The following is a 24,823-nucleotide window of genomic DNA, read 5'->3' on the forward strand; positions in this document are numbered from 1 at the left end:
AAAAATGAGGATTTTAGTCTTGGCGTGGGAATTTCCACCGCGATTAGTGGGCGGTATCGCCCGTCATGTTGCCGAACTCTATCCCGAAATCGTCAAACTCGGTCATGAAGTCCATTTAATCACGATCGAATTCGGTCAGGCCCCCAGTTACGAACTGGTGGAAGGTATTCACATCCACCGCGTCCCCGTACTCCCCGGCAATGACTTTTTCCATTGGGTGGTCAACATGAATAACAGCATGGGGCAACAGGGCGGCAAAATAATCGCCGAATACGGAAAATTTGACCTTGTTCATGCCCACGATTGGTTAGTAGGGGATGCGGCCATCGCCTTGAAACATCTCTTTAAAATACCCCTGATTGCCACGATTCACGCCACGGAATACGGACGTTATAACGGACTGCACACCGACACCCAACGCTATATCGCCAGCAAAGAGGGGACCCTCGTTTATAATGCTTGGCGCGTTATCGTCTGTACCAGCTATATGCGTCATGAAGTCCATCGGGCCTTGGGCGCACCCTGGGATAAAATCGATGTGGTTTATAACGGTATTCGGGCCGAGAAAAAGCAAAGAGACCCTAACTTTGATTACCAAGCTTTTCGTCGTCAATATGCTGAAGATCACGAAAAAATCGTCTATTACGTCGGGCGCATGACCTTTGAAAAGGGGGTTTCGGTGTTACTTAACGCCGCCCCAAAAGTCCTCACCCAAACCGAGGCTAAAACTAAATTTGTTATTATCGGTGGCGGCAATACCGACAAACTCAAACAACAGGCCTGGCATCTCGGTATCTGGCATCATTGTTATTTTACGGGCTTTATGTCCGATGAAAACCTCGATCGCTTCCAAACCGTGGCCGATTGTGCCGTTTTTCCCAGTCTTTACGAACCTTTTGGTATTGTCGCCCTAGAAAGTTTCGCCGCTAGGGTTCCCGTGGTAGTTTCCGATACCTGCGGTTTTCCCGAAGTTGTCCGTCATGGACAAACGGGAATTGTCACCCGCGTCAATAATCCTGATTCCCTCGCTTGGGGCATTTTAGAGGTTTTAAATAATCCCGAATACGCTCAAAAATTAGTTAATAACGCCTATGAAGACCTAGAAAAACGCTTTCATTGGGCGAATTTAGCCCGTCAAACCGAGACAGTATATGGTTTGGTCGTCCAAGAACGACAACTGGTGGAATGGCGTTAATAGGGGATCAGTTTTTTGTCCGTCAGCCGTCAGTATTCGTTTCGCACCGGTAATTAAAGGTGATTTGCTCGGTGTTATCTCTGTTAGTGACATCCTCCATAAAGGTAACGCCGTCGAAAAGCCCCACAGTCTTGATTTAGAAGTATGGATTATCAAAACTTATCAGATGAACAATTCAAACGCCGTTTCGGTGTGTATAAACAAACATATAGAAAGATGGTAGAATCAGTAAAAAGTGTTGAAGCTGAATCTAATTCAGTATCTAAAAGGAGGCCGAAACCTAAACTATCTATAGAAGAACAAGTTTTAGTAACGTTAGAATATTGGCGAGAATATAGAACATATTTTCACATTGGTACAAGCTGGGAACTATCAGAATCAACTATATGTCGGATTGTAAATAAGACGGAAAAAATACTTTTACAATCGGGAAACTTCCGTTTAAAAGGAAAAAAAGCTTTACTCAATCAAGCAGAGATACCGGTCGTAACGGTAATGGATGTAACGGAAACTACCATTGAACGCCCCAAAAAGAAACAGAAAGATTTTTTGGGGGGTAAAAGAGGTTATCATACTTTAAAATCCGAATTAGTAGCTGATCAAAATACCGAGGAAATTATCTGTGTCTTTTGTGGGAAAGGTAGAGGTCATGATTTTAGTTTATTTAAAAAAAGTCGAGTCCGTTTTCATCCTTTAACTACCAGCATAGAAGACAATGGTTATCAGGGAATAGCTGCATACCATAGTAATAGTTATACACCGAAAAAGAAACCGAAAAATAGAAACTTAACAGAGTTAGAAAAAGAGTATAACAAGGCTTTAGCCAAAGAAAGGATTATCATTGAACATATAAATAGGAAACTCAAAATCTTTAAAATCTTATCCTGTAAATATCGGAATGGGAGCATCCCAGATATGTAATGAGTATAAATGCTGATGGCTAGGAAGAGGGAGATAGAGGATAATTAGCCCTAAACTAACCATACCAGATGTAGGCATCATGAATGCTCAAGAAGAACTGCAATTACAAGAACATCTGCAAGCTATCGGCAAAATCCTTGTCAGAAATACTCCTCAAGAACAGTTGAAAGACTTTGAAGCTATTGAATTGGCCGTTAGAGAACATCTGCTTACTACAGTCTCGCCGGCCATCAGCAGTATTTTTTTGCCGAAGCTACGCGAACAACGGCAGGTAGAACCCGAAAAATCAACAGTATCTTGGGAAAAGTAGAAATAACGGAACGGCAGTCCGAAAAACTAGCCCTAGAGAAAAATAGTCGCCTCAGCCCCTTTCTAGAGAAATGCTGTCTGCGGCTAGTGGCCAACGAATCCTTTGAGAATGCAGAAAAAGATATAGAAATGATGACAGGGATAAAAGTATCGGGAAGTAGTCAACACAGATTGGTACAAAGATACGAATTTGCTCCCGTCGAGGTGAAAGGGGCAGTGACCGCTTTAAGCATTGATGGGGGCTTGTCCCTAGTTTCTCTTTTTCTTTTTAGGGCGCGTAGCGTCCTTCAGGATCTGATAACTGAAAAATCCCCTATCCCCCAAGAACTAAAGGAAAGATAAAGTTATCGATCGCCCTCTGGAGCCAGTGTCAGAATAAAAGAAGGGAGATGACCAAGGAAAACCCATAACTCTCCATCTTTTTCCCGTCATCGCCCCTAAAATTTATTTGGTTCAGATTTATGCAAACTGCCAATCCTCCTCAAACGGAGAAAAAAGAGCGTCCCAGTGGCGATAAACGCTTCAAAGTCCTCGACATCACCATGAAGCGGGCAGGATATAATCAATCAGCCCTGATTGAAGTCCTGCACAAAGCTCAAGAAGCCTTTGGATTCCTAGAAGAAGATGTTCTCCTCTACGTTGCCCGGGCGCTAAAACTGCCCCTCAGTCACGTCTATGGGGTAGCAACCTTCTACCATCTCTTTTCCCTGAAACCGGCGGGAAAACACACCTGTATCATCTGTATGGGGACTGCTTGTTATGTCAAAGGCAGCGGCAAAATCCTCGAAGACATCGAAAACGCCTTTGATGTCAAAGTGGGAGAAACCACCGCCGATGGAGAAATTTCCCTAGTGTCGGCCCGTTGTATCGGGGCCTGTGGGATTGCGCCGGCTGTGGTCTTCGATGGAGTCGTGGCCCCTAAACAAGATTCGCAAACTGTCTTAGCAAAACTAAAGAGTTTCTCCCAGTAATTTTTCACTCTAGTGGATTGAGAAAAATATGGACTTACAAGAATTGTTGGCAGTGGCCGAAAAAGAAAAAGCTAGACAAAAAAGCATCCGCGTGCATTGTTGCACTTCCACCGGTTGCCAAGCTGCTAACTCCCTCCAAATCGAAAAAAACCTCGCCACTGCCGTCAAAGAGGCACACCTAGAGGATACAGTCGAAGTGGTCGGGGTCGGTTGTATGGGTTTTTGTGGTCGCGGTCCGTTGGTGGAAGTGGATCCCCAGGATCTCCTATACGAAGAAGTCACCCCAGAAAGTGCGGCCAGCATTATTGCAGCCTTAAACGGCGGCAAAACCGAGGTGCAATTAGGGGACTCAAAACATCCCTTTTTCTCCCATCAAGTCAAAATTGTCCGGGAAAATAGCGGTAAAATAGATCCCGATCGCATTGAGGAATATATCGCCGTCGGTGGCTATCAATCTCTCTACAAGGCCCTCTACGAGATGACTCCGGCCCAGGTGGTGGAGGAAATCAGCAAAAGCGGTTTGCGCGGCCGGGGCGGTGCGGGTTATCCCACTGGTTTAAAATGGGCGACGGTGGCTAAACAACCGGGTAAACAAAAATACGTTATCTGTAATGCCGATGAAGGGGATCCCGGGGCGTTTATGGACCGCAGCGTCTTAGAAAGTGACCCCCATTTAGTCCTGGAAGGAATGGCGATCGCTGCCTATGCCGTGGGGGCCGATCATGGTTATATCTATATTAGAGCCGAATATCCCCTAGCGATCGATCGTCTGCAAAAAGCGATTAATCAGGCCAAAAAATTCGGTTTAATGGGTTCCCAAGTCTTCGAGTCCACTTTCGATTTTAAGCTGGATATCCGCATCGGGGCGGGGGCTTTTGTCTGTGGAGAGGAAACCGCTCTCATCCATTCTATCGAAGGCGGCCGCGGCACTCCCCGCACCCGTCCCCCCTATCCGGCCCAATCGGGCCTCGATGGTTGTCCCACCCTGATTAATAACGTGGAGTCCTACGCTAATATCGCCGCTATTATCCGCGAGGGGGCCGCTTGGTATGCCAATATCGGTACTGCCAGCAGTAAAGGCACAAAAATCTTCGCTTTAACGGGAAAAATCCGCAATAATGGGCTGATTGAAGTGCCGATGGGTATTACTCTCCGGGAAATTGTCGAGGAGATGGGGGGTGGTATTCCCGATGGTCAGGTGAAAGCGGTACAAACCGGCGGCCCCTCCGGGGGTTGTATTCCCGCTAATTTACTCGATACTCCCGTGGATTACGAATCCTTAGCCAAACTCGGTTCGATGATGGGATCTGGGGGTATGGTGGTTATGGATGATACCACCAGCATGGTGGAAGTGGCGAAATTCTATATGGAATTCTGTCGCGAGGAGTCCTGTGGTAAATGTATCCCCTGTCGCACGGGAACAGTACAAATGTTTGAATTATTGGCCAAAATTATCGATCGAAAGGCCGATATTCACGACCTCGAAAACCTAGAACATCTCTGTCAAATGGTTAAAGAAACCAGTCTTTGCGGTCTTGGTCAAAGCGCCCCCAATCCGATTTTAAGTACCCTAAAGTATTTTAAGGAGGAATATCTGGCTCTGTTACAGGAAATCAAGCACCCCGTCTCTGTTTGAGATTGACATCCTCACCGCCGGGGCCGGACGGTGATGACCGGCAGATCAAACAAACTTAATTGAACGATCTTCGGATGGGTTGACGCTTCACAGGATGATGCTACCTTATCGGTAGTCTTACACTTTCCTCCACGTCCGTTTTTTGAGGTCTCCGATTGCCCACCGGCGACCTTGATATTAATTGCAGCGTTTACATCCCTATCATGAAAAGTCCCACAGAAAAGACATTCCCACTCACGGATATTTAACGCTTTTTTTCCGCCAATATTCCCACAACAGGAACACCTTTGAGACGTTGGCTCCCATCGGAAAATTATCCGAAAATCACGACCATATTTATCAGATTTTGCTGATAGCATATCTCGGAAAGAACGCCATCCTAAGTCTGATATGGCACGGGATAACTTACGATTTTTAACCATTCCCGATGTGTTTAAATCCTCTAAAATTATCGTTTGATTTTCACGAACAACTCTAGTGGATAGTTTATGCAAGAAATCAGTACGAGTGTCCTTAATCTTTGCGTGGATTTTAGCTACTCGTTTCCTAGCTTTTTCCCGTCGTTTACTTCCTTTCTGTTTTCTAGAAAGGTTTTTCTGTGCCTTTCTTAGTCGTTTTAATCGTTTCTTTAACGGTTTAGGAGCGTCTATCTTTTCCCCTGTTGAGAGGGTAGCAAAGGTAGCAATCCCTAGATCAATTCCCACTGACTCCCCATTATTAGGAAGTATTTCGGGCTGAACCTCGACGACAAAACTAAGAAAATAGCGATCCGCCGCGTCTTTAATCACGGTGACACTAGAAGGTTTAGAAGGTAATGGACGACTCCAAACGATTCTTAAATCACCGATTTTGGCTAAAGTAACGTGATATTGATTGATGGTAAAACCATTGTCAGTAAATCTTGCCGATTGTTTAGATTTACGTTTTTTAAACTTGGGAGGTTTGACTTTCTTTCCTTTTCTCTCTCCCTTGCAAGATGCAAAAAAGTTAGAATAGGCTGTCTCTAAGTCTCTCAAAGACTGTTGTAAAGGGATAGAAGAAACCTCGGTCAGCCAGACTTTTTCTGTCGTCTTTTTAATTTGAGTTAGTCTTTTAGATAACTCGGTATATTTTGGCTTTTTCTCTCCTTGTCGACAGAGTTCTTGACAGTAAGCTAAGGTATCGTTCCAGACAACGCGCACACACCCGAACAATTGAGACAAAAGCCTCTTTTGTTGGTCTGTTGGGTAAATACGGTATTGATACCTTGCTTTCATTGGGTTAAGATATGTGTGTCTGTATTTATTTTAACTAGGTCTGTCAATAATGCCAAGTCGGTTAGTAATCAGTGATCAGTAATCAGTAATCAGTAAAAAGACAGTAGGAAACTTCTAAGTACCTAAGCAAAATTAATTACACATATCTAACCACCTCTTGCCTCTTGTCTCTTGCCTCTTGCCTATCTTCACTAGGAAATTAATTTTGCACGACTACTTATTTAATACTGCACACTTAAAAACTCACATCTGATAACTGATAACTTACCCACTGATAACTGATAACTGATAACTGATAACTGAGAGGTGCGCCACTGGAAGTTCTTAAGTGCTACATTAAAAATCAGGAAAAGCCGTCGTAAAACGACGGGGTTTTAACCCAAATTTTCGATAACTCGCCCGAGGCCTAACAATGTTCGGCCTCGATCAATTTTTTCGGTTACGCGAAGTCTGGTGGGCTGCCGGGTTATCTTGGAGAGAGTTAGCAGTAGTCTCAGGAGACAATAGATTATGACTTGGCGCGGCTCAACCGATACAAAAGATCGCATTTTTGCAGCTTTAGTATATCTTTTACCCTTATATTCGGCGGCTTCCGACTTCGGTGACTCTATCTTCCGGCAAATCCCTTTTTTAAAAGAGGCCTTAGCAATAGTTTTAACTCCCTTAGCTTTTCTCTATAGTTCTCTGGGAAGCTTTGGCAGTTTAATTATCTTTTTCGTCCTCTTTTTCGCCGTGGTACGCAATCCCCGCATTAGTCATTTTATCCGGTTTAACACCATGCAGGCGATTTTAATCGATATTTTGGTGTATTTATTGGGATTGGTCTTAGGTTTCGTCGCTAGGGGTGGAGCGAATTTAGTGGTAGAAACTCTTTTTAACGTCGTCTTTTTAGGCGCATTTGCCGCCTGTGTTTACAGCATTATACAGTCGGTTATCGGCAAATACGCCGATATTCCCACAATTTCCGAGGCGGCCTATTCTCAAGTGGGAGGTTAGGTTAACTTGAGTTTGTCCCCTTTTTCGGCTACAGTCTCTCCAGAATCAATGCGTTCGCTGCCAGGCCACATCTATGAGTCCATTTAAACAGACGCTACGGGAACTCAACGCTCAGAAGGGGAAAATAGCCGCTTCTGTGGGCAGAAAAACTCCTAAACGAGTTAATCGTTGGTTTAAATGGCTTTCTCCCGGTCTTTTTGTCAAACGCTGGCTTTTAATCAGTTTAACCGGCGTTTTTCTCACCTCCTTCGGTTTGGCTATTTGGGTAAAATTAACCCCAGTTAATCGCTTTTTAGAGTTTGTTTCCCAAGCATTAGAAACGATCGCCCGTTTGGTCCCTAATTCTGTTTCTGGGCCGCTGGCGGTTTTGTTGGGTGTCTTTTTGTTATTCTGGGGTCAGAGTCGCACCGTGGAAACGATTACAGAAGCACTACAACCGGACGCATCGGAGGAATTAGTTGATCTCCTACGCACCCATCGTCGTCTCCATCGCGGCCCGAAAATTGTGGCCATCGGTGGCGGTACGGGTTTATCGACGCTTTTACGCGGTTTAAAACAGTATAGTTCTAATATCACCGCTATTGTCACTGTAGCTGATGATGGCGGTTCTTCGGGCCGATTACGTCGGGAAATGGGCATTTTACCCCCGGGGGATATTCGCAATTGTATCGCCGCTTTAGCCGATGAGGAAAAGTTATTAACGGAATTGTTTCAATATCGCTTTCATGCCGGGGATGGTTTATCGGGCCACAGTTTTGGTAATTTATTTATCAGCGCTATGACCGAGATTACCGGCGATCTGGAACAGGCGATCGATGCTAGTGCCAAAGTTTTGGCAATTCGCGGTAAAGTGCTACCTGCTACCCTTACCGATGTTAGTCTCTGGGCTAAGTTAGCCGATGGGCGCATTATTGAGGGAGAATCGAAGATAACCGAAGCTATGGGCCAAATTCGTCAGATTGGCTGTCATCCTGCCGATCCCGTCGCTTTACCGGCGGCTTTAGCGGCGATCAGGGATGCAGATTATATTATCATCGGGCCGGGTAGTCTTTATACCAGTATTATCCCTAATTTGTTGGTTCCCGCCATTCGTCAGGCCCTGGCACAGGTGACAGTCCCCCGTGTCTATGTTTGTAATATTATGACCCAGCCGGGGGAAACGGATAATTATTCGGTGGCTGATCATCTGCGCGCAATTGAAGGAGTCTGTGAAGAACGCATCTTTGATGCGGTTTTGGCCCAAAGAACTGCACCATCGCCCCAATCTCTGCAATTATACGCCCAAGAGCATAGTCATCCTGTGTTTTTAGATCGCGAGGAGGTGGGGAAAATGGGTTATCGCATTGTTTTAGCGAATGTAATGGCAGAAGATGAAGTTACTGGCAAAGTTAGTCACGATCCCCAACGTTTAGCCCGAGTTTTATGGCGTTGGTATGCTAAAAAGTGAAACAATGCCTACTTTTCTGTTTTGCTTACGGCAGTTATCTTAATGGTGAGAGTCGTCAGTTATCAGTTATCAGTTATTAGGTTTGAGTTTTTAGTTGTGAGTTTTCAGTTCACTGTTTACTGTTTACTGTTCAATGAAAAAATCTCCCCCCAGGTGCATCTCACATTTACAGGAATACCGACAATCAGCAATTATCAGTGACTCTTAAATGATTACATATATAGCGTTTTTCAGTCTGCTGAGGTACAAAAGTTATGGTTTTTAGGCAAAAGGCAAGAGGCAAAAGTCAAAAGGGAAGAAAAATAGGTGTACCTCACTAGCTTAGGAAACGCTATATATCAGCAGCTGCCTGTAAGCATCCCACCGAAAAACTAATGCGCTCCAGGGTTTGAGGAGCAGAAACCCTCAAAAGCTGGGATTGAGTCATAGAATCGGAAGTAATGCTCAATTTTAGCCGAGAGTTTCCCCGTAAAAATCCCAATTGGTAGATTTACAAAAATGAGATGCACCCGATGGGAGCGTCAACTAAACTATGGTCTGAATTAACACAAAAGGTTGCACGATTAGTGTATTAAAAAGGTTATCGGGATGGGAATTCCAATCGCTTAACTGCTCTTGTGTCGGTTTTTCCAGTAGTTTTTCCCCGATCCAATTCTGCACTTGAGCAACCTGATCACCGGCGATCGCTTCTGCCACTTCGATTAAATTGAGGGAATCGGAAACTAGGATCAGCGCATCCCTTTGAGCATGGGGGATCAAGTCACTCCACTCCACTTCGGCTAATTCCTCTAATAACTGCTCGTGAATATTACCCATACTGTCAATCCTTGCGAAAAAGCTCGCTCAATAACGAATTAGCCCCTTCTTCTAGCATACAGGCAAAGGGACGACCGATTTCCCCATCTATAGTAATGTTAAGCTAAAATATAACGAACGTTCGATATTAAACTTATGCCTAAGATAGTAGATGTAGAACAATACCGAAAAGAACTCCTCTTAAAAAGTGCCGAACTCTTTGCCGAGAAAGGCTATGCTAACATGACGACGAGAGAATTAGCGCAAGGATTGGGAGTGTCCACGGGAACGCTGTACCACTACTTTCCCAGTAAAGCGGCACTTTTCGAGCAATTAGTCGAGGAGATGTGCCGGCAGGATGTTTTATTAGCTAAAGTCGAGATCGATCGAGGAAAAACCCTGACAGAAAAGCTAAAAATTCTCGGAAAATTTATGACTAATCGCGAGGATTCCTGCATCAAACAATTATTCTTATGGATTGATTATTCTCAATACCAAGGACGAGAAGAACTGCGTCGTAGTCAATTTTTTGAGCGCGTTGATTGCCGCTATCATCAGGCAGTAATCGAGATTTTAGGTATTAGCGATCCGAGTGTAGCTTGGTTAGTTGTCAGCGTTATTAATGGACTGATATTAGAGCGCCTGTGGTGCAATGAACAGATTGTGATCGATGAACAAATGGAATTATTAGGTAAAATTCTTACTACTTATTTGCAGAAAAACTGTTAACCCGCAACAATCACTTATTAACTAAAAAAATATGAAAGGTAAAACTTTTGTGAAACCAAATCAAAAGTTAATGATCGGGTTAATAGTATTAGGCACAGGATTATTAGGAATAACCACCTTTTATAGTCTTTCCCAATTCGCCAGCAAACCCGAAACCAAAACCCCTGTAATTGCGTCACCCGTACCGCAAAAAATCACCGCTTTAGGCAGAATTGAACCGAGGACAGAAATTATCAGCATATCTGCCCCGATGTTGCTTGATTCCGATCGAGTCATGCAATTATTAGTCGATGAAGGAGATAGCGTCAAAACGGGACAAATAATCGCCATTCTCGAAAGTCAGGAAAGATTAGAGGATAACCTGCGACAGGCACAAGAACAGGTGAAAGTAGCCGCAGCCAAACTAGAACAGGTGAAAGCTGGGGCAAAAGTCGGCGAAATCGATGCTAATGCCGCTAACGTGCGAAAAATCGAGGCACAATGGGTAGGGGATCAAGCAAACCAACGGACAACTATCCAAAGATTAACAGCGCAATTAGAAGGGGATATAGCCGCCCAAAAAGCGACAATTGGCAAATTAGAAGCAGAATATCGCAATGCCAAAGCTGAATTCGATCGCTACGAAAAACTCTATCAAGAAGGGGCAATTTCCGCCTCTAGTTTTGATAGTAAAAGACTAAATTTAGAAACCAGTAATCAACAACTCACAGAAGCAAAAGTTACCCTAGAGAGAATTGAAAGCACCGGTAAACAAGAGATACAAGAAGCCAAGACTACCCTAGTCCGGATTGAATCCACCGGTCAACAGCAGCTCAAAGAGGCCAGATCCACTTTAAATCAAGTCTCGGAAGTGCGGGGAGTCGATGTGCAGGCAGCCCAAGCGGAGGTAAATGCTGCCCTAGTTGCCGTTAAAAAAGCCCAAACCGAGTTAAATCAGGCCTATATTCGATCGCCAATTACCGGCAAAGTGATTAAAGTCAATACCCGTATCGGGGAACAAATCAGCGATCAAGGAATTGTTGACCTTGCTGAAACCGAGCGCATGGAAGTAATTGCCGAAATCTATCAAAGCGATATCGGGAAAATTCGCTCTGGACAAACTGCCACGATTACCGGATCGGCGTTTAAGGGCGAAGTTAGCGGAAAAGTGCGCTTAATTGCTTTAAAAGTTGACCAACAAAATATCTTCAGCAATCAACCGGGAGAAAACTTTGATCGCAAAGTTATCTCTGTCCGCATTGCCTTAGATCGCAAAAACAGTGAAAAAGTGGCAGGTTTAACCAATTCCCAAGTAACTGTAACTATCAATGAGTAGGTTTTCCATGAAACTAACCCATCTATTCAAAAAAACGCCCCTATCTTGGTTACAGGTGACGCGAGAGAAAACCCGTTTGATCGTGGCTATTGCCGGGATTGCCTTTGCTGACTTCTTAATTTTCACACAGTTGGGGTTTCGGGATGCCTTATTTGATGCTTCCGTTAAACCCCATTATGTCCTCGATGCGGATTTAGTCCTGATTAACCCCCAATTCGACACCCTCTTTGCTGTGAAAAGTTTCTCACGCGATCGCTTGTACCAAGCTCAAAGAGTCGAGGGCATTCAATCTTTAGCCTCAGTTTATATTGCTTCGGCCCAGTGGCGCAATCCCGAAACTGCCCTAGAAAGAACTACTTTAGTCTTTGGTTTTGATCCCAGTCAACGGGTTTTTACCCTCCCGGAAGTCAATCAAAAATCTAGTGATCTAAAGATGTTAAATCGCGTCTTGTACGATCAAGCAGGAAGACCAGAATTCGGTCCAATTGCCGATTTACTCCAGAAAAACCCCGATTTGACAGTTCAGTTAAATAAAAAAGAGGTACAGGTAGCGGGAATTTTTACCCTTGGTGCCTCCTTTGCTGCCGATAGTAACGTCATTAGCAGTGATTCTACCTTTTTAAGGCTCTTTCCCGAACGTCAACCCCACGAAATCGATATAGGACTGGTGAAACTGCAAGCGGGGGCAAATATCGAAGCAGTTAAGGTCAATTTACAGGCACTTTTTCCTAAAAATGAAGTAATTGTCCTTACTTTAAAAGAATTTGCTGAAAGGGAAAAAACCTATTGGGCAAATGGTACAGCCATTGGTTTTATCTTTGGTTTAGGTACAGTAGTCGGTTTTATCGTCGGTATCGTCATTGTCTATCAGATTCTCTATTCCGATGTCACCGATCACTTACCCGAATACGCTACCCTAAAAGCTATGGGTTACGGTGATTGGTATTTAGTCGGGGTTTTGATGCAAGAGGCCTTATTACTAGCGGTTTTGGGGTATATACCCGGCTTTATCGTCTCTCTCGGTGTTTATAATCTCGCTTCCTCCGCTACACTTTTACCGATAGTGATGACTACCGCTAGGGCGATCGAAGTTTTAATCCTAACAGTTATTATGTGTATTGCCTCTGGAATTGTCGCCATGGGGAAATTAAGGACAGCAGATCCAGCCGATATTTTTTAAACTATCAAGGGTGAAATAATGCCGATTTTTCAAAAAGAGCGAGAATTAGTCGATTTTAGCCCTAATGAACCCGTAATTGCTATTAAAGGCTTAAATCACTATTTTGGCACGGGGGAATTAAAAAAACAGGTTTTATACGATATCGATCTGGAAATTAAAGCGGGGGAAGTAGTGATTATGACTGGTCCTTCGGGATCGGGGAAAACTACTTTATTGAGTTTAATGGGAGGTTTGCGATCGGCACAAGCGGGCAGTTTAAAAATTCTCGGCCAAGAAATGTTAGGAATTAGTAAGGGCAAAATGCTGAAAATTCGCCGACAAATTGGCTATATTTTTCAAGCACATAATTTACTAAAATTCCTGACAGCGAAACAAAACGTTAGGATGTCTTTGGAACTGCACGAGGAGTTTTTAGAACAAGATCTCGATCAAAAAGCCACGGCAATTTTGGAATCGGTGGGTTTAGGGGACCGCGTTGATTATTATCCCCACGATCTATCGGGGGGACAAAAACAACGGGTTGCGATCGCTCGCGCCCTCGTCAGTCATCCCAAATTAGTCCTCGCCGATGAACCGACCGCGGCCTTAGATAAACAATCCGGGCGCGATGTGGTGGAAATCATGCAGAAATTGGCAAAAGAACAAGGTTGCACGATTTTACTCGTCACCCACGATAACCGGATTCTCGACATCGCTGATCGCATTGTCAACATGGAGGATGGTCGTTTAGGCGATTAACCGCCCAAAAATTACTTGCCAAAAATCGGCCTTTCATGTTAGACTAAGATAATGTCATCGTGGAGAGGTGGCAGAGTGGTCGAATGCGGCAGATTGCTAATCTGTTGTACGAATCGTAAGACCGTACCGAGGGTTCGAATCCCTCCCTCTCCGTATTCTTTCGTTAGGTTCGATAACTGCTCGCCATGATTATTTCTGCTCCGTATATAGTCCGGCGGTATTGACCCCCTCACTTGCCCCGACGGAATGGAGATTCTCAAACCGGTAGAGGGTGAAATATTGGCAATTTGGGCGGAAAAAATGGCAACGGCCACGGTAATTGCCGTGCGCTGTGTCCAGCGTACCGCCACAGGTCTCTAAGGCTTCGGCTGGGGTTTTTCTTCTTTCGGCTTCACATTAAAATAAGCCTCCATTACCTGACGTACCATAGGTGCGGCCACTTTACCGCCACCACCGCCGGAATGTTCCGCAAAGGCGACCACGACAATTTCGGGCTTGTCGAAGGGTTTACCCTGAGCTACGTCGAAGGGTTTACCCTGAGCTACGTCGAAGGGGGCGAAAGCTCCAAACCAAGCGTGGGACTTGCCTGGAGGTGCTTCTGCTGTGCCGCTTTTGCCCGCCACAGGCGGTAAAGCGGGGTCTGATAGGGCCCGACCCGTTCCTTCCGCTACCACGGCTCTCAGGGACTTTCTCAGGGTGTCTAGGGTGCTAGGTTTCATGTTCAAAGACTTGCGCCATTCCTTAACATCCCGGGCATCCTGTAAAAGGTGCGGTTTCACCAAAAAACCGCCGTTAGCGGGGACGGCAAACATCACGGCTACCTGTAGGGGAGTCGCTAGGGTAAATCCTTGACCGATCGACATATTAATCGTATCCCCCACGGACCAATCCCAGTTTTTAAAATTACGCAGTTTCCAATCGCGATCGGCAATTAACCCCGGGGTTTCTTCCGCTAATTCTATCCCGGTTTTCTGACCGAAACCGTAGCGCCGAGCCATGGCAATTAAAGCCGGCCCCCCCACTCCGCGACCAATTTGACCGTGAAAAGTGTTACTACTCATGGCCATGGCCCGGACAAAACCCATCGGACCAAAACCGGCGCGATTCCATTCCCCGAAAGCTGTCCCCCCCACATAAAGGGCGGCAAAGGTATTTAAGACCGTATTGGGGGGAAATTTACCCGATTCCATGCCGGCAGTGGCAGTGACGACTTTAAAGGTGGAAGCGGGGGGGAATCCTTGCAGAGCGCGGTTAACAAACGGGTTGCCCTCCGCTTGTAGTTTTTTCCAAGTGGCGGTGGTAATTGGGGCCGAGAAAACATTGGGATCAAAACTAGGATAACTGACCATGGCCCGCACGGAACCATCCCGGGGATCGATCGCCACGATCGCACCTTTGCGTTTTCCTAAAGCGGCCTCGGCGGCTTTTTGGAGTTTTAAATCTAGTGTCAGGGTGACATCTTGCCCGGGTTTAGCAATTTTTTGTCCGAGAATTTGGATTACCTGTCCCGATCCGTTGACCTCTAACTGCATTCCCCCCCATTCTCCCCGCAATTTTGACTCGTAGGCGGCTTCTACACCCATTTTACCGACGACATCTCCCAATCGGTAGCCCTGTCGTCTTTTGGCTTGATATTCCTCCGGGGTTAGTTCCCCAGTATAACCGAGAATATGCGCCCCGATTTTACCATTGGGATAGTAGCGCACTGATTCCACGTCCACTTCAATGCCGGTTAATTCGTCTTTGTATTCCTCTAGGGCGATAATTTGGGAGGGAGTTAAACCCCTAGCGATCCGGATCAGGGTGGAGGGGTTTTCGTCCGCTTCGTTAATGCGTTTTTCTAGATCGCTTCTGGGAATTGCTAAAATACTGGCTAAACGGTCAAGATTGAGTTTTTGGGCGGGATTACGCTGGGATTTTGGCCAAATATAGGCCGCATGGGTTAAGCGGGCCGTAGCCAAAACTTTGCCATTGCGATCGAATAAGTTGCCCCGGACTGGGGGTTTGGGAATAATGCGAATCCGGTTATTTTCTGCCCTTTCTCGGTTAATTTGTCCTTGCTGCAGTTGTAAATAGGCCAATCGTGAGCCGACTCCTCCTAGCAGGACAATGCTAATTAATCCCATAATTAGCCATGACTGACGCTGACGACCGACTAGACGCTCCTTATCTTTGATTTTATTCTGTAATTTATTCGGCGCTGGCCGCGTCGGCGCGGTGAGCGTTTTTTTCCGTTTCAGTTTGACTTTGGTTTTTGAGAGGAGTCCGCTATTACGCATTTGCTTAAAGTTAAAAATTTAAAAGTTATTAGGGCAGTTATCAGTTATCAGTTATCAGTTATCAGTTATCAGTCATCAATCATCAGTTATGAGATTTGAGTTTTAAGTAAGAAGTATTAAGTGAGTAGTTTTAAATAGCACTTGCCTGATGTCTTTTCACTGATCACTGGTTACTGATCACTGGTTACTGAAAAGGACGCAATACTAGGTGATTTAGCTCCTCTGTTTACTAAAGTTAAGGGAATCAGTAACATATCTTAACAAAATAGCAGTAAATGCTCCGATAAATTTTAACTTTTGTTAACTTGCCTTGATTTTTCAAAAATACTCAGCAAGAATCTGTCAGAGAGCTTTGATAGGAATTGCTAATAGTTCCGATTAAAAGTTCTGTAGTCCCTCTCCTGTTATCTACTGCCGACATGATGTTAGAAGCTTTTGTCCTTTCCCCCCGCTACTCTCTCGATGCAGCCAATTGGTTAGAAGGAATCGATCCTTCCCGTCATTACTGGTTATGGGTGAATGGAGATCCACAGCTGCCGGTGATTATCCCCGGTTTGATAGTTTCTAGCATAGAGGAATTAAGAACAGTTATCGGTCAGTTTCGATCACTACAGCCCGGAGAAAGCCTAAAATTAACAAGAATCGTCGGCAGCTGCAAGATTCATTGTGTGAGCAGTAATTGTTATGCGATCGAAGCAAGGGTGGACAGCGCTCTAGTCTGGCATTTATTCGATCGCGAAACCATGGAAAGTCTCCTCATGGCTGCCCATCCCGATTGGCTCCCCGGGGAAAAAGATCTAGAATTGGGCAGAAAAGCTTTAATGCGCTCCTTGAATCAACCCGTGTACGTTCCCTAGGCAAATTGGCGCAAATTGATTAATTCTCGGGGAGAAGCCAAGAGTTTTACCTCCACAGCGGCAATTTCTCCCGAATTAGTTAGTTGAAATTGCCAGCGCACATTGACTTTAAACAAAGGGGTTTGTACTTGGCCGGTGATGGTAATCCGGGTGGATTGATCATCTAGGGTTTCTAAGCTTCCCTGACTGGGAAAAGCGGTTAATCCTGGCGCTTCTTCACGGAGATAATTAGCGATCGCCTGTCGGCCGCGCACTCCCTCCTCGAAAGGTGCGATTAAAATGCCATCTTCGGCGAATAATCTGGCAGTTTCGGCAAATTCGCCCGCGTTTAGCCTTTGAAAATAGCGGTAGATAATTGGTTCCGTGATACCAGCGATCGAGATTTGGGGACAGGAAACTGGCGCAGACATATAGTTAAGAGTCTTTTGTCAAGTATTTCTTAACCCAATGTAACATTATCCCTGCTCAAAATGTAATCACACTGCGGATAGAATCTCCTTGTCGCATCAGGTCAAAGGCCTCGTTAATTCTTGCCAGAGGCAAAACATGGGTGATTAAATCATCGATGTTAATCTTGCCCTCCATGTACCAATCGACTATTTTAGGTACATCTGTACGGCCTCTCGCCCCACCAAAAGCCGTACCTTTCCAGACCCGTCCGGTGACTAATTGAAAAGGACGGGTACTAATTTCTTGGCCGGCCCCGGCTACACCGATAATAGTGGCAACACCCCAACCTTTATGGCAACATTCCAAAGCTTGACGCATAATCTGGACATTGCCGATACACTCAAAACTATAATCGGCCCCACCTTTAGTTAAATCCACCAGATAGGCCACTAAATCCCCCTCGATTTCTTGGGGATTAACAAAATGAGTCATCCCGAATTTGGTCGCTAAAGCTTGTTTCTGGGGATTGATATCGACCCCGACAATCATATCGGCCCCCACCAAGCGGGCCCCTTGAATAACGTTTAAACCGATACCTCCCAGACCAAAAACCACCACTTTTGCCCCCGGTTCCACTTTAGCGGTATTAATCACCGCACCGATACCTGTAGTGACTCCGCAGCCGATATAACAGACTTTTTCAAAGGGAGCATCGGGGCGAATCTTAGCTAGGGAAATCTCCGGCAGCACGGTATAGTTAGAAAAGGTCGAGGTTCCCATGTAGTGATAAAGAGGCTGACCATCGAGGGAAAAACGACTGGTTCCATCTGGCATTACTCCCCGACCTTGGGTAAGACGAATCGCTTGACAGAGATTGGTTTTAAAGCTGAGACAGTATTCGCACTGACGACATTCGGGAATGTATAGGGGAATCACATGATCGCCTACTTTCAGGCTAGTCACACCCTTTCCCACTTCTACCACGATTCCTGCCCCTTCATGGCCTAAAATTGAGGGAAATAAACCTTCGGGATCGGACCCGGAGAGAGTATAGGCATCGGTGTGACAAACTCCCGTGGCTTTGATTTCTACTAACACTTCCCCTGCTTGCGGTGCTGCTAATTGTACCGTTTCAATAGTTAGGGGTTTTCCCGCTTCTAGGGCAACTGCCGCTCGAACATCCATAGGCTAAAAGGAATAGGTTTTTTCTGGTAGAATACCATTAAACTAGGTTATTATAGCTAATAAATAACAATTATCATGATTATTTCGGCTTTTCTTTACTATCTCACCCTGATTTGTCCTGAAAAGCTCAAAAGTACGAGAGTTTTTGTCTAGAATTGCCTAGTCTGAGAGCGGGAAATCATGGCTACAGCAGAGAGCAGCAGGAAAATCCTTCCTAGAACTGAATTTTAGCGATTTAGGTTGTCCTAACCAACTCGTTCTCTGCTATACATATCATACTAAATCTGGTTATTAAAGACTGATTATCTATTGCTCCTTTTGCTTTTTGCCTGTCCTGATATGTAGCCCATACTCAACGGATTTAGTATGATTTAGAGCAGTTAATACTATCAGTAACCGATATTTTGCTTGGTTAAATTAAAAATAGCAAATTACCATTAACGTAAGTGTTAATTAAAGAGGTAAATATGGTTCAAATTTTACAAGCAAAAGAAGTCACTCTCAGAGATTTAATTAATCATTTTCAACTAGAGTTTGTAGAAGATGAGCATTTTTTTGGGGAATGGCAGCAAGACCTAAAAGCAATCTCTGAACAGGAAAAAGAATTGTTAGATAAAATCAAAACAGGTTATTTTAACTTATTAAATTATCCTCCCTTTTTAGAAACTTCGGTGAGGATGACGGTTTTAGATTTATTATTATTTATTGGTAACTTTTATCTATTTCCCTTTCAGATTAAAGCGGAAGAGTCTGTTGAAATCATTACAGAAGAGCAAGATTTAATAATTAAAGGAAGGTTAGATACTTTAATTCTAAAAGAGCAATTATGGGTAATGATTATTGAATCAAAACGGGTTATTTATTCCGTTGAAGTAGGTTTACCGCAATTATTAGCTTATTTAATAGTCAATCCTCATCCAAACCGTCCTAATTATGGAATGTTGACCAATGGTTCCGAGTTTTTATTTGTTAAATTATTATGGGACGGTAAACCTTTATACGGAACCTCTCGTTTATTTGCCATGAGAAATCCGGGGGATTTATATGAAGTTCTCAAAATCCTGAAACATCTCTGTCAGTCTAGCGAGGGGGTGGAATGAACCACAGAGACACAAAGGACACAAAGATCGATCGCTTCTATGGTAAGTTAAGCTGGTCGCAACGCGCTCGCTACGCGAGATCACACAGAACCTAGAAGAGCCTGGATTAGAGGAGATTCAGCTAATCTAAGGATGGGTGGTTAAGAATTTTTTCGGCTTTTCTTGATTATTTCAGCCTGATTTATCCTGACAAGCTCAAAAATACAAGAGTTTTTGTCTAGAATTGCCCGGCCTGAGAGGGGAATGATAAAGTTAGATAAGAAAATTAAAGATGGTGTGATTAAAGTGAAATTTGCTGCTAGTACCTATTTTTCCCTGCTGCGCCATTGTGCCGTTCCTTTGTTGTCGATCGCTACTTTTACGCCAATTCTCCTAACTTATTTAGCCAAGGAAAAACCAGAAACCCCGCAACCGCAGGCAAATCTAGAGACTGCTGCCTCCCCTGCTCCTATTATCCCATCTCCGATCGCCCCCTTAACCGCGCCATCACCGAAACTATCCCCCTCTCCCCAATCTTCCCCCTTGGCACCGAAAAAATTAGCACCATCGGTTCAAACTTCCCCTAATACTTCCCCTAATACTGCCCCCGCTGCCGCGGTTAAACCGGTAACTAGACAACCCTTATTGGTTCCCGCTAATTATACGCCGCCGGTCCTAGAAATTCGCGTGGCGATCAAAAGGGATGTGGCCAGTGTTTTGATTGGAGTTAACGGACCTGCGGTGATCACCGATCGCCAAGGTCGTGGTTTAAAAACGATTGCCACTAACGAGGGTTTACCGGTCATTCCAGATGCCAAGGGCTTAAAAATGGGCGATTTATCGCTGCCAGAGGTGATTTTTGTGCAGCCCACCAGTGCCGATGGTTTAGTTTATGTGGATGATAGTTGGTATCGGGGCAAAGTGCTGCTGGTTGCTCAAGGCGATCGCTTGTTAGTGGTCAATCATGTTAATTTAGAGGCCTATCTCTATAGTGTAGTGGGTAGTGAAATGCACTCCACTGCGCCAATGCACGCTTTAAAGGCACAGGCGATCGCCGCCCGTTCCTATGCCCTAGTACATATAATCCGCCCCGCTAATGCTTGGTTTCATCTGGGCAATACCCAGCGCTGGCAGGTATATAAAGGCATTCGCTCGGAGTATCAATCGACTCACCAGGCGGTTAATGCCACTGCTGGGCAGATTCTCAGCTATAAAGGGGGTGTGGTCGAGTCTCTTTATGCTGCCACCGATGAAATTGTCGCTTGGGCCCACGGTGGTCGCGGTATGAGTCAAACTGGGGCTTATAAATTAGCGGAAAAAGGCCTAGATTATCAACAAATTCTCGGTAATTATTATCCCGGAGTTGGTTTAGCCCGTCTAGTTCTACAAAATTAGATTGATAGGCTTTCTCGACTGAAAACTCAAATCTGATAACTGATAACTGATCACTGATAACTGAAATGCCGACCATAGCAGATTTCTAGTAACTGTATTACAATAAACTTTCAAAATGCTATAGCAGTAAATCTCTCTATGAATAGCCCCTTTCTTGACTACCTCAACGGTCCAAAGCATCCCGTCCTCGTCTTTGATGGGGCGATGGGAACTTCCCTACAAAGCCAAAATCTGACGGCCGAGGACTTTGGTGGGGCAGAATACGAAGGTTGTAACGAGTATCTTGTCCATACTAAACCTAGCGCCGTAGCGAAAGTCCACGAAGCCTTTTTAGCCGTGGGTGCGGATGTGATTGAAACCGACACCTTTGGGGGAACCTCGATAGTTTTAGCCGAGTACGATTTAGCCGACCAAGCCTATTATCTCAACAAAACCGCCGCCGAACTGGCCAAGGCTTGCGCTAATAAATACTCTACCCCCGAAAAACCCCGTTTTGTGGCGGGTTCCATGGGGCCGGGGACAAAACTGCCCACTTTGGGTCATATTGACTTTGATACCCTCAAAAATGCCTATGTGGAACAGGTAGAGGGCCTGTACGATGGCGGGGCAGATTTATTATTAGTAGAAACCTGTCAGGATGTCCTGCAAATTAAAGCGGCTTTAAATGCTATTGAAGAAGTATTTCAGAAAAAAGGTCAACGATTGCCCCTGATGGTTTCGGTGACGATGGAAACCATGGGAACGATGTTAGTAGGAACGGAAATTAACGCCGTTGTCTCTATTTTACAACCCTATAAAATCGATATTTTGGGACTTAACTGCGCCACTGGTCCAGATTTAATGAAACCCCATATTAAATATCTCTCGGAAAATTCCCCTTTTATTGTTTCTTGTATTCCTAACGCTGGTTTACCAGAAAATGTCGGCGGTCAAGCGCACTATCGCCTCACTCCCGTAGAATTAAAAATGGCTTTAATGCACTTTATCGAAGATTTGGGAGTACAAATTATCGGCGGTTGTTGTGGTACTCGTCCCGACCATATTCAAGCTTTAGCGGAACTAAGTCAGGGTTTAACTCCGAAATCTCGTCATTATCATTATGAACCCTCCGCCGCTTCTATTTATAGTACCCAACCCTATATTCAAGATAATTCTTTCCTGATTGTCGGGGAAAAATTAAACGCCAGTGGTTCTAAAAAATGTCGGGAACTGCTCAATGTTGAAGACTGGGATAGTTTAGTATCGATGGCGAAAGCTCAGGTAAAAGAAGGAGCGCATATTCTCGATGTCAACGTCGATTATGTGGGCCGGGATGGGGTGCGCGATATGCACCAATTAGCCTCTCGTTTAGTTAATAATGTCACCCTACCTTTAATGTTAGATTCCACCGAATGGGAAAAAATGGAAGCGGGGTTAAAAGTAGCGGGGGGTAAATGTATCCTCAACTCTACTAACTACGAAGACGGGGAATCGCGTTTTTATCAAGTCTTGGATTTAGCGAAAAAATACGGCGCGGGGGTAGTAATTGGAACCATTGATGAAGAAGGAATGGGCCGCACGGCCGAGAAAAAATTCCAGATAGCTAAACGGGCCTATTATGCAGCGATAGAATACGGAATTAATCCCTACGAAATCTTTTTTGATCCTCTAGCTTTACCGATTTCTACCGGTATCGAAGAAGACCGAGAAAATGGCAAGGCTACTATCGAAGCAATGCGTCGAATTCGCCAAGAACTGCCCGAATGTCATATTCTTTTAGGTGTGTCTAATATCTCTTTTGGGTTGAATCCGGCAGCGCGTCAGGTATTAAATTCTGTCTTCCTCCACGAAGCGATGCAGGTGGGTATGGATGGCGCAATCGTCAGCGCTAATAAGATTCTTCCTCTGGCAAAAATTGAACCAGAATATCAGCAAGTTTGTCGGGATTTAATCTATGATAATCGTCGTTTTGATGGCGATATATGTGTTTATGATCCCCTGACCAAATTAACCGAATTATTTGCGGGGAAAACTACTAAAAAAGACCCCTCTAGTAATGCTAATTTACCCGTGGAGGAACGCTTAAAACAGCATATTATTGATGGGGAAAGATTGGGACTGGAAGAGGCTTTAAAGCAAGCTTTACAGGACTATCCACCCCTAGATATTATTAATATTTTCCTCCTGGATGGGATGAAGGTAGTGGGTGAATTATTTGGTTCGGGGCAAATGCAGTTACCTTTTGTTCTCCAATCTGCCCAAACTATGAAAGCGGCCGTTGCCTTTTTAGAACCCTTTATGGAGAAAAAAGAGGGGGATAATAATGCCAAAGGGACTTTTATTATCGCAACGGTTAAAGGGGATGTTCACGATATTGGTAAAAATCTAGTTGATATTATCTTGACCAATAACGGCTATAGGGTGATTAACTTGGGCATTAAACAACCGGTGGAAAATATCATCGAAGCCTACAAAGAACATAAAGCCGATTGTATCGCCATGAGCGGTTTATTGGTGAAATCGACGGCTTTTATGAAGGAAAATCTAGAGGTTTTTAATGAAAAAGGAATCACTGTTCCTGTGATCCTTGGCGGGGCAGCTTTAACTCCCAAATTTGTCCATGATGACTGCCAAAAAACCTACAAGGGACAGGTTATCTATGGAAAAGATGCCTTCTCTGACCTGCATTTTATGGATAAATTAATGCCCGCTAAAGCTGGGGGTCAATGGGATGATAGTAAAGGCTTTTTAGCGGAGTTTGCCGAGGCAGAAAAAACCCCGGTTGTCGCAGAAGAATTAGAGGTTAATCCCGATACTATTTTTACCGATGGAACCCTAGACAAAGAATTAGTTATTGATACCCGTCGCTCGGAAGCGGTGGAAGTTGATATTCCCCGACCAACACCGCCCTTCTGGGGTACTAAAATATTAACAGCAGCAGAAATTCCCATCGAGGAGGTTTTCTGGTATTTGGACCTACAAGCTTTATTTGTCGGTCAATGGCAATTCCGCAAACCCAAAAGTCAATCTAAGCAAGAATACGACCAGTTTTTACAGGAAAAAGTTCATCCAATTCTGACAGCATGGAAAGAGAAAATTGTCAAGGAAAATTTACTAAACCCCACATTAATTTATGGTTATTTTCCCTGTCAGTCGTCCGGTAATTCCCTGTTAATTTACGATCCCGAATCGATACAAGCAGGCGAAAAACCCGAAAATCTGCAACCGATCGCCATTTTTGAGTTTCCTCGCCAGAAATCCGGTCGTCGTCTTTGTATTGCTGACTTTTTCGCCCCGCAGGAATCCGGTATTATCGATGTTTTCCCGATGCAAGCGGTGACGGTGGGGGAAATCGCCACGGAATACGCTAAATCTCTCTTTGATGCCAACGAATATACGGAATACCTCTATTATCACGGCATGGCTGTCCAAACCGCCGAAGCCATGGCCGAATGGACCCACACCCGCATCCGTCGCGAGTTAGGTTTTGCAGAGTTCGATCCCGATAATATCCGCGATATACTACAACAGCGTTACCAGGGTTCTCGCTATAGTTTCGGCTATCCCGCTTGTCCTAATATTCAGGACCAATACAAGCAATTAGCTCTGTTAGGATGCGATCGCATTGGGATGTATATGGACGAAAGCGAACAATTGTACCCAGAACAATCCACCACCGCCATTATTACCTATCACCCCACCGCTAAATACTTTAGTACCTAATCGGTGATCAGTTATCAGTGATCAGATTTGAGTTTTCATTTCAATTATTGCGGTTGTTTAGGAGTCAGTCCCGATGCAACAAGTTACACCGCCAAACATGAAAATATTCTGATTGATAAATTTGCGTTATTTCAGCTTCTATTTTCCAGTCAGTGCCTCTCCTGATATGTAGCCTATACTCAACGGATTTAGTATGATTGACGAATTTGCGTTATTTCAGCCTCTATTTTCTAGTCAGTAGTTAGTAGTTAGTAGTCAGTAGTCAGGAGAATTAAGTAGGTAGGCGTTAAAAATTATCAGACACCACCCTTATCAAGGGTAGGGTTGATTCATGAATCAACCCTACCTTATCAAGGGGAGCAGGGGGGATCGAACCTAAAATCCATTTTTAATTTAATTATAACGAGCTACTTAAGAATAAATTTAACCACTTGACAAAGTGGCCACA

Annotated in this window: 18 protein-coding genes, 1 tRNA gene and 2 pseudogenes; 16 read left to right on the plus strand and 5 right to left on the minus strand. The window is 44.5% G+C overall.

Annotated features, from left to right (window positions below):
- Positions 1 to 4: 4 nt before the first annotated feature.
- From myaer_RS20590 to nuoF, 5 genes and pseudogenes are all read left to right on the plus strand, one after another.
- Positions 5 to 1,195, plus strand: coding sequence for a glycosyltransferase family 4 protein (locus tag myaer_RS20590; protein ID WP_046663476.1), 1,191 nt, complete (start codon positions 5 to 7; stop codon positions 1,193 to 1,195).
- Between the two features lie 144 nt (positions 1,196 to 1,339).
- Positions 1,340 to 2,095 (plus strand): annotated as a pseudogene (locus myaer_RS20600) (IS5 family transposase); the annotation flags it as partial.
- 100 nt (positions 2,096 to 2,195) lie between these two features.
- Positions 2,196 to 2,668, plus strand: a pseudogene (locus myaer_RS22765) (ISKra4 family transposase); the annotation flags it as partial.
- A 218-nt stretch (positions 2,669 to 2,886) separates the two neighbouring features.
- Positions 2,887 to 3,396, plus strand: a complete 510-nt coding sequence (gene hoxE / locus myaer_RS20615; RefSeq protein ID WP_046663480.1) for a bidirectional hydrogenase complex protein HoxE — start codon at positions 2,887 to 2,889, stop codon at positions 3,394 to 3,396.
- Between the two features lie 28 nt (positions 3,397 to 3,424).
- Complete coding sequence (gene nuoF, locus myaer_RS20620; protein ID WP_046663481.1) at positions 3,425 to 5,032, plus strand: NADH-quinone oxidoreductase subunit NuoF; 1,608 nt, start codon at positions 3,425 to 3,427, stop codon at positions 5,030 to 5,032.
- Between the two features lie 11 nt (positions 5,033 to 5,043).
- Here nuoF and myaer_RS20625 read toward each other — a convergent pair whose 3' ends face one another.
- Positions 5,044 to 6,288 (minus strand): RNA-guided endonuclease InsQ/TnpB family protein, encoded by a 1,245-nt coding sequence (locus myaer_RS20625; protein ID WP_046663482.1) that lies wholly within the window; start codon positions 6,286 to 6,288, stop codon positions 5,044 to 5,046.
- Positions 6,289 to 6,798: 510 nt separating this feature from the next.
- On the opposite strand from myaer_RS20625, the gene myaer_RS20630 reads away from it, so the two are divergent.
- Both myaer_RS20630 and myaer_RS20635 read left to right on the plus strand, forming a co-directional pair.
- Positions 6,799 to 7,284, plus strand: coding sequence for a Tic20 family protein (locus tag myaer_RS20630; RefSeq protein WP_046663483.1), 486 nt, complete (start codon positions 6,799 to 6,801; stop codon positions 7,282 to 7,284).
- Between the two features lie 73 nt (positions 7,285 to 7,357).
- Entirely contained in the window at positions 7,358 to 8,731 is a 1,374-nt protein-coding gene (locus myaer_RS20635; protein WP_046663484.1) for a gluconeogenesis factor YvcK family protein, read from the plus strand.
- A gap of 525 nt (positions 8,732 to 9,256) precedes the next feature.
- On the opposite strand, the gene myaer_RS20640 is transcribed toward myaer_RS20635, so the two are convergent.
- Positions 9,257 to 9,547: a DUF2288 domain-containing protein gene (locus tag myaer_RS20640; RefSeq protein ID WP_046663485.1), complete on the minus strand. Its 291-nt coding sequence runs from the start codon at positions 9,545 to 9,547 to the stop codon at positions 9,257 to 9,259.
- Positions 9,548 to 9,682: 135 nt separating this feature from the next.
- Here myaer_RS20640 and myaer_RS20645 point away from each other — a divergent pair, with 135 nt between their 5' ends.
- From myaer_RS20645 to myaer_RS20665, 5 genes are all read left to right on the plus strand, one after another.
- Entirely contained in the window at positions 9,683 to 10,255 is a 573-nt protein-coding gene (locus myaer_RS20645; RefSeq protein ID WP_046663486.1) for a TetR/AcrR family transcriptional regulator, read from the plus strand.
- 31 nt (positions 10,256 to 10,286) lie between these two features.
- On the plus strand, positions 10,287 to 11,570 hold the full coding sequence (locus myaer_RS20650; RefSeq protein ID WP_046663487.1) for an ABC exporter membrane fusion protein: 1,284 nt from the start codon (positions 10,287 to 10,289) through the stop codon (positions 11,568 to 11,570).
- Between the two features lie 7 nt (positions 11,571 to 11,577).
- On the plus strand, positions 11,578 to 12,750 hold the full coding sequence (gene devC / locus myaer_RS20655; RefSeq protein WP_046663488.1) for an ABC transporter permease DevC: 1,173 nt from the start codon (positions 11,578 to 11,580) through the stop codon (positions 12,748 to 12,750).
- Positions 12,751 to 12,768: 18 nt separating this feature from the next.
- Entirely contained in the window at positions 12,769 to 13,488 is a 720-nt protein-coding gene (locus tag myaer_RS20660) for a DevA family ABC transporter ATP-binding protein (protein ID WP_046663489.1), read from the plus strand.
- 61 nt (positions 13,489 to 13,549) lie between these two features.
- Positions 13,550 to 13,641 (plus strand) — tRNA-Ser (locus myaer_RS20665).
- Between the two features lie 203 nt (positions 13,642 to 13,844).
- Here the strand turns inward: myaer_RS20665 and mrdA are convergent.
- Complete coding sequence (gene mrdA, locus myaer_RS20670) at positions 13,845 to 15,767, minus strand: penicillin-binding protein 2 (RefSeq protein WP_046663490.1); 1,923 nt, start codon at positions 15,765 to 15,767, stop codon at positions 13,845 to 13,847.
- Between the two features lie 419 nt (positions 15,768 to 16,186).
- On the opposite strand from mrdA, the gene myaer_RS20675 reads away from it, so the two are divergent.
- Positions 16,187 to 16,624, plus strand: coding sequence for a hypothetical protein (locus tag myaer_RS20675; RefSeq protein WP_201262006.1), 438 nt, complete (start codon positions 16,187 to 16,189; stop codon positions 16,622 to 16,624).
- Here myaer_RS20675 and myaer_RS20680 read toward each other — a convergent pair.
- Both myaer_RS20680 and myaer_RS20685 read right to left on the minus strand, forming a co-directional pair.
- On the minus strand, positions 16,621 to 17,034 hold the full coding sequence (locus tag myaer_RS20680) for a nuclear transport factor 2 family protein (protein ID WP_046663492.1): 414 nt from the start codon (positions 17,032 to 17,034) through the stop codon (positions 16,621 to 16,623). The two genes, myaer_RS20675 and myaer_RS20680, sit on opposite strands and share 4 nt — an antisense overlap.
- A 55-nt stretch (positions 17,035 to 17,089) precedes the next feature.
- A complete protein-coding gene (locus myaer_RS20685) occupies positions 17,090 to 18,199 on the minus strand; it encodes an S-(hydroxymethyl)glutathione dehydrogenase/class III alcohol dehydrogenase (RefSeq protein WP_046663493.1) in 1,110 nt (369 codons plus the stop codon).
- 467 nt (positions 18,200 to 18,666) lie between these two features.
- Between myaer_RS20685 and myaer_RS20690 the strand changes: the two genes are divergently transcribed.
- The 3 genes from myaer_RS20690 to metH all read left to right on the plus strand — a co-directional run bounded on the left by myaer_RS20690 (position 18,667) and on the right by metH (position 24,375).
- Positions 18,667 to 19,299, plus strand: a complete 633-nt coding sequence (locus myaer_RS20690; protein WP_046663494.1) for a type I restriction endonuclease — start codon at positions 18,667 to 18,669, stop codon at positions 19,297 to 19,299.
- A gap of 243 nt (positions 19,300 to 19,542) precedes the next feature.
- Entirely contained in the window at positions 19,543 to 20,673 is a 1,131-nt protein-coding gene (locus myaer_RS20695; protein WP_046663495.1) for a SpoIID/LytB domain-containing protein, read from the plus strand.
- Positions 20,674 to 20,811: 138 nt separating this feature from the next.
- The gene (metH, locus tag myaer_RS20700; RefSeq protein ID WP_046663496.1) at positions 20,812 to 24,375 is read left to right on the plus strand and encodes a methionine synthase; all 3,564 of its coding nucleotides are present in this window, start codon (positions 20,812 to 20,814) and stop codon (positions 24,373 to 24,375) included.
- Positions 24,376 to 24,823: the final 448 nt, after the last annotated feature.

This window comes from Microcystis aeruginosa NIES-2549 (genome assembly GCF_000981785.2).
Classification (GTDB): Bacteria; Cyanobacteriota; Cyanobacteriia; order Cyanobacteriales; family Microcystaceae; genus Microcystis; species Microcystis aeruginosa_C.

Excerpts from the sequence above, each read along its gene's own strand:
- myaer_RS20640 (WP_046663485.1), bottom strand. The coding sequence starts at position 9,547 with ATGGGTAATATTCACGAGCAGTTATTAGAGGAATTAGCCGAAGTGGAG.
- mrdA (WP_046663490.1), bottom strand. The coding sequence starts at position 15,767 with ATGCGTAATAGCGGACTCCTCTCAAAAACCAAAGTCAAACTGAAACGG.
- nuoF (WP_046663481.1), top strand. The coding sequence starts at position 3,425 with ATGGACTTACAAGAATTGTTGGCAGTGGCCGAAAAAGAAAAAGCTAGA.
- myaer_RS20695 (WP_046663495.1), top strand. The coding sequence starts at position 19,543 with ATGATAAAGTTAGATAAGAAAATTAAAGATGGTGTGATTAAAGTGAAA.
- myaer_RS20685 (WP_046663493.1), bottom strand. The coding sequence starts at position 18,199 with ATGGATGTTCGAGCGGCAGTTGCCCTAGAAGCGGGAAAACCCCTAACT.
- myaer_RS20625 (WP_046663482.1), bottom strand. The coding sequence starts at position 6,288 with ATGAAAGCAAGGTATCAATACCGTATTTACCCAACAGACCAACAAAAG.
- myaer_RS20675 (WP_201262006.1), top strand. The coding sequence starts at position 16,187 with ATGATGTTAGAAGCTTTTGTCCTTTCCCCCCGCTACTCTCTCGATGCA.
- myaer_RS20630 (WP_046663483.1), top strand. The coding sequence starts at position 6,799 with ATGACTTGGCGCGGCTCAACCGATACAAAAGATCGCATTTTTGCAGCT.
- myaer_RS20650 (WP_046663487.1), top strand. The coding sequence starts at position 10,287 with ATGAAAGGTAAAACTTTTGTGAAACCAAATCAAAAGTTAATGATCGGG.
- myaer_RS20690 (WP_046663494.1), top strand. The coding sequence starts at position 18,667 with ATGGTTCAAATTTTACAAGCAAAAGAAGTCACTCTCAGAGATTTAATT.
- myaer_RS20590 (WP_046663476.1), top strand. The coding sequence starts at position 5 with ATGAGGATTTTAGTCTTGGCGTGGGAATTTCCACCGCGATTAGTGGGC.
- myaer_RS20680 (WP_046663492.1), bottom strand. The coding sequence starts at position 17,034 with ATGTCTGCGCCAGTTTCCTGTCCCCAAATCTCGATCGCTGGTATCACG.
- devC (WP_046663488.1), top strand. The coding sequence starts at position 11,578 with ATGAAACTAACCCATCTATTCAAAAAAACGCCCCTATCTTGGTTACAG.
- metH (WP_046663496.1), top strand. The coding sequence starts at position 20,812 with ATGAATAGCCCCTTTCTTGACTACCTCAACGGTCCAAAGCATCCCGTC.
- myaer_RS20635 (WP_046663484.1), top strand. The coding sequence starts at position 7,358 with ATGAGTCCATTTAAACAGACGCTACGGGAACTCAACGCTCAGAAGGGG.
- hoxE (WP_046663480.1), top strand. The coding sequence starts at position 2,887 with ATGCAAACTGCCAATCCTCCTCAAACGGAGAAAAAAGAGCGTCCCAGT.
- myaer_RS20660 (WP_046663489.1), top strand. The coding sequence starts at position 12,769 with ATGCCGATTTTTCAAAAAGAGCGAGAATTAGTCGATTTTAGCCCTAAT.
- myaer_RS20645 (WP_046663486.1), top strand. The coding sequence starts at position 9,683 with ATGCCTAAGATAGTAGATGTAGAACAATACCGAAAAGAACTCCTCTTA.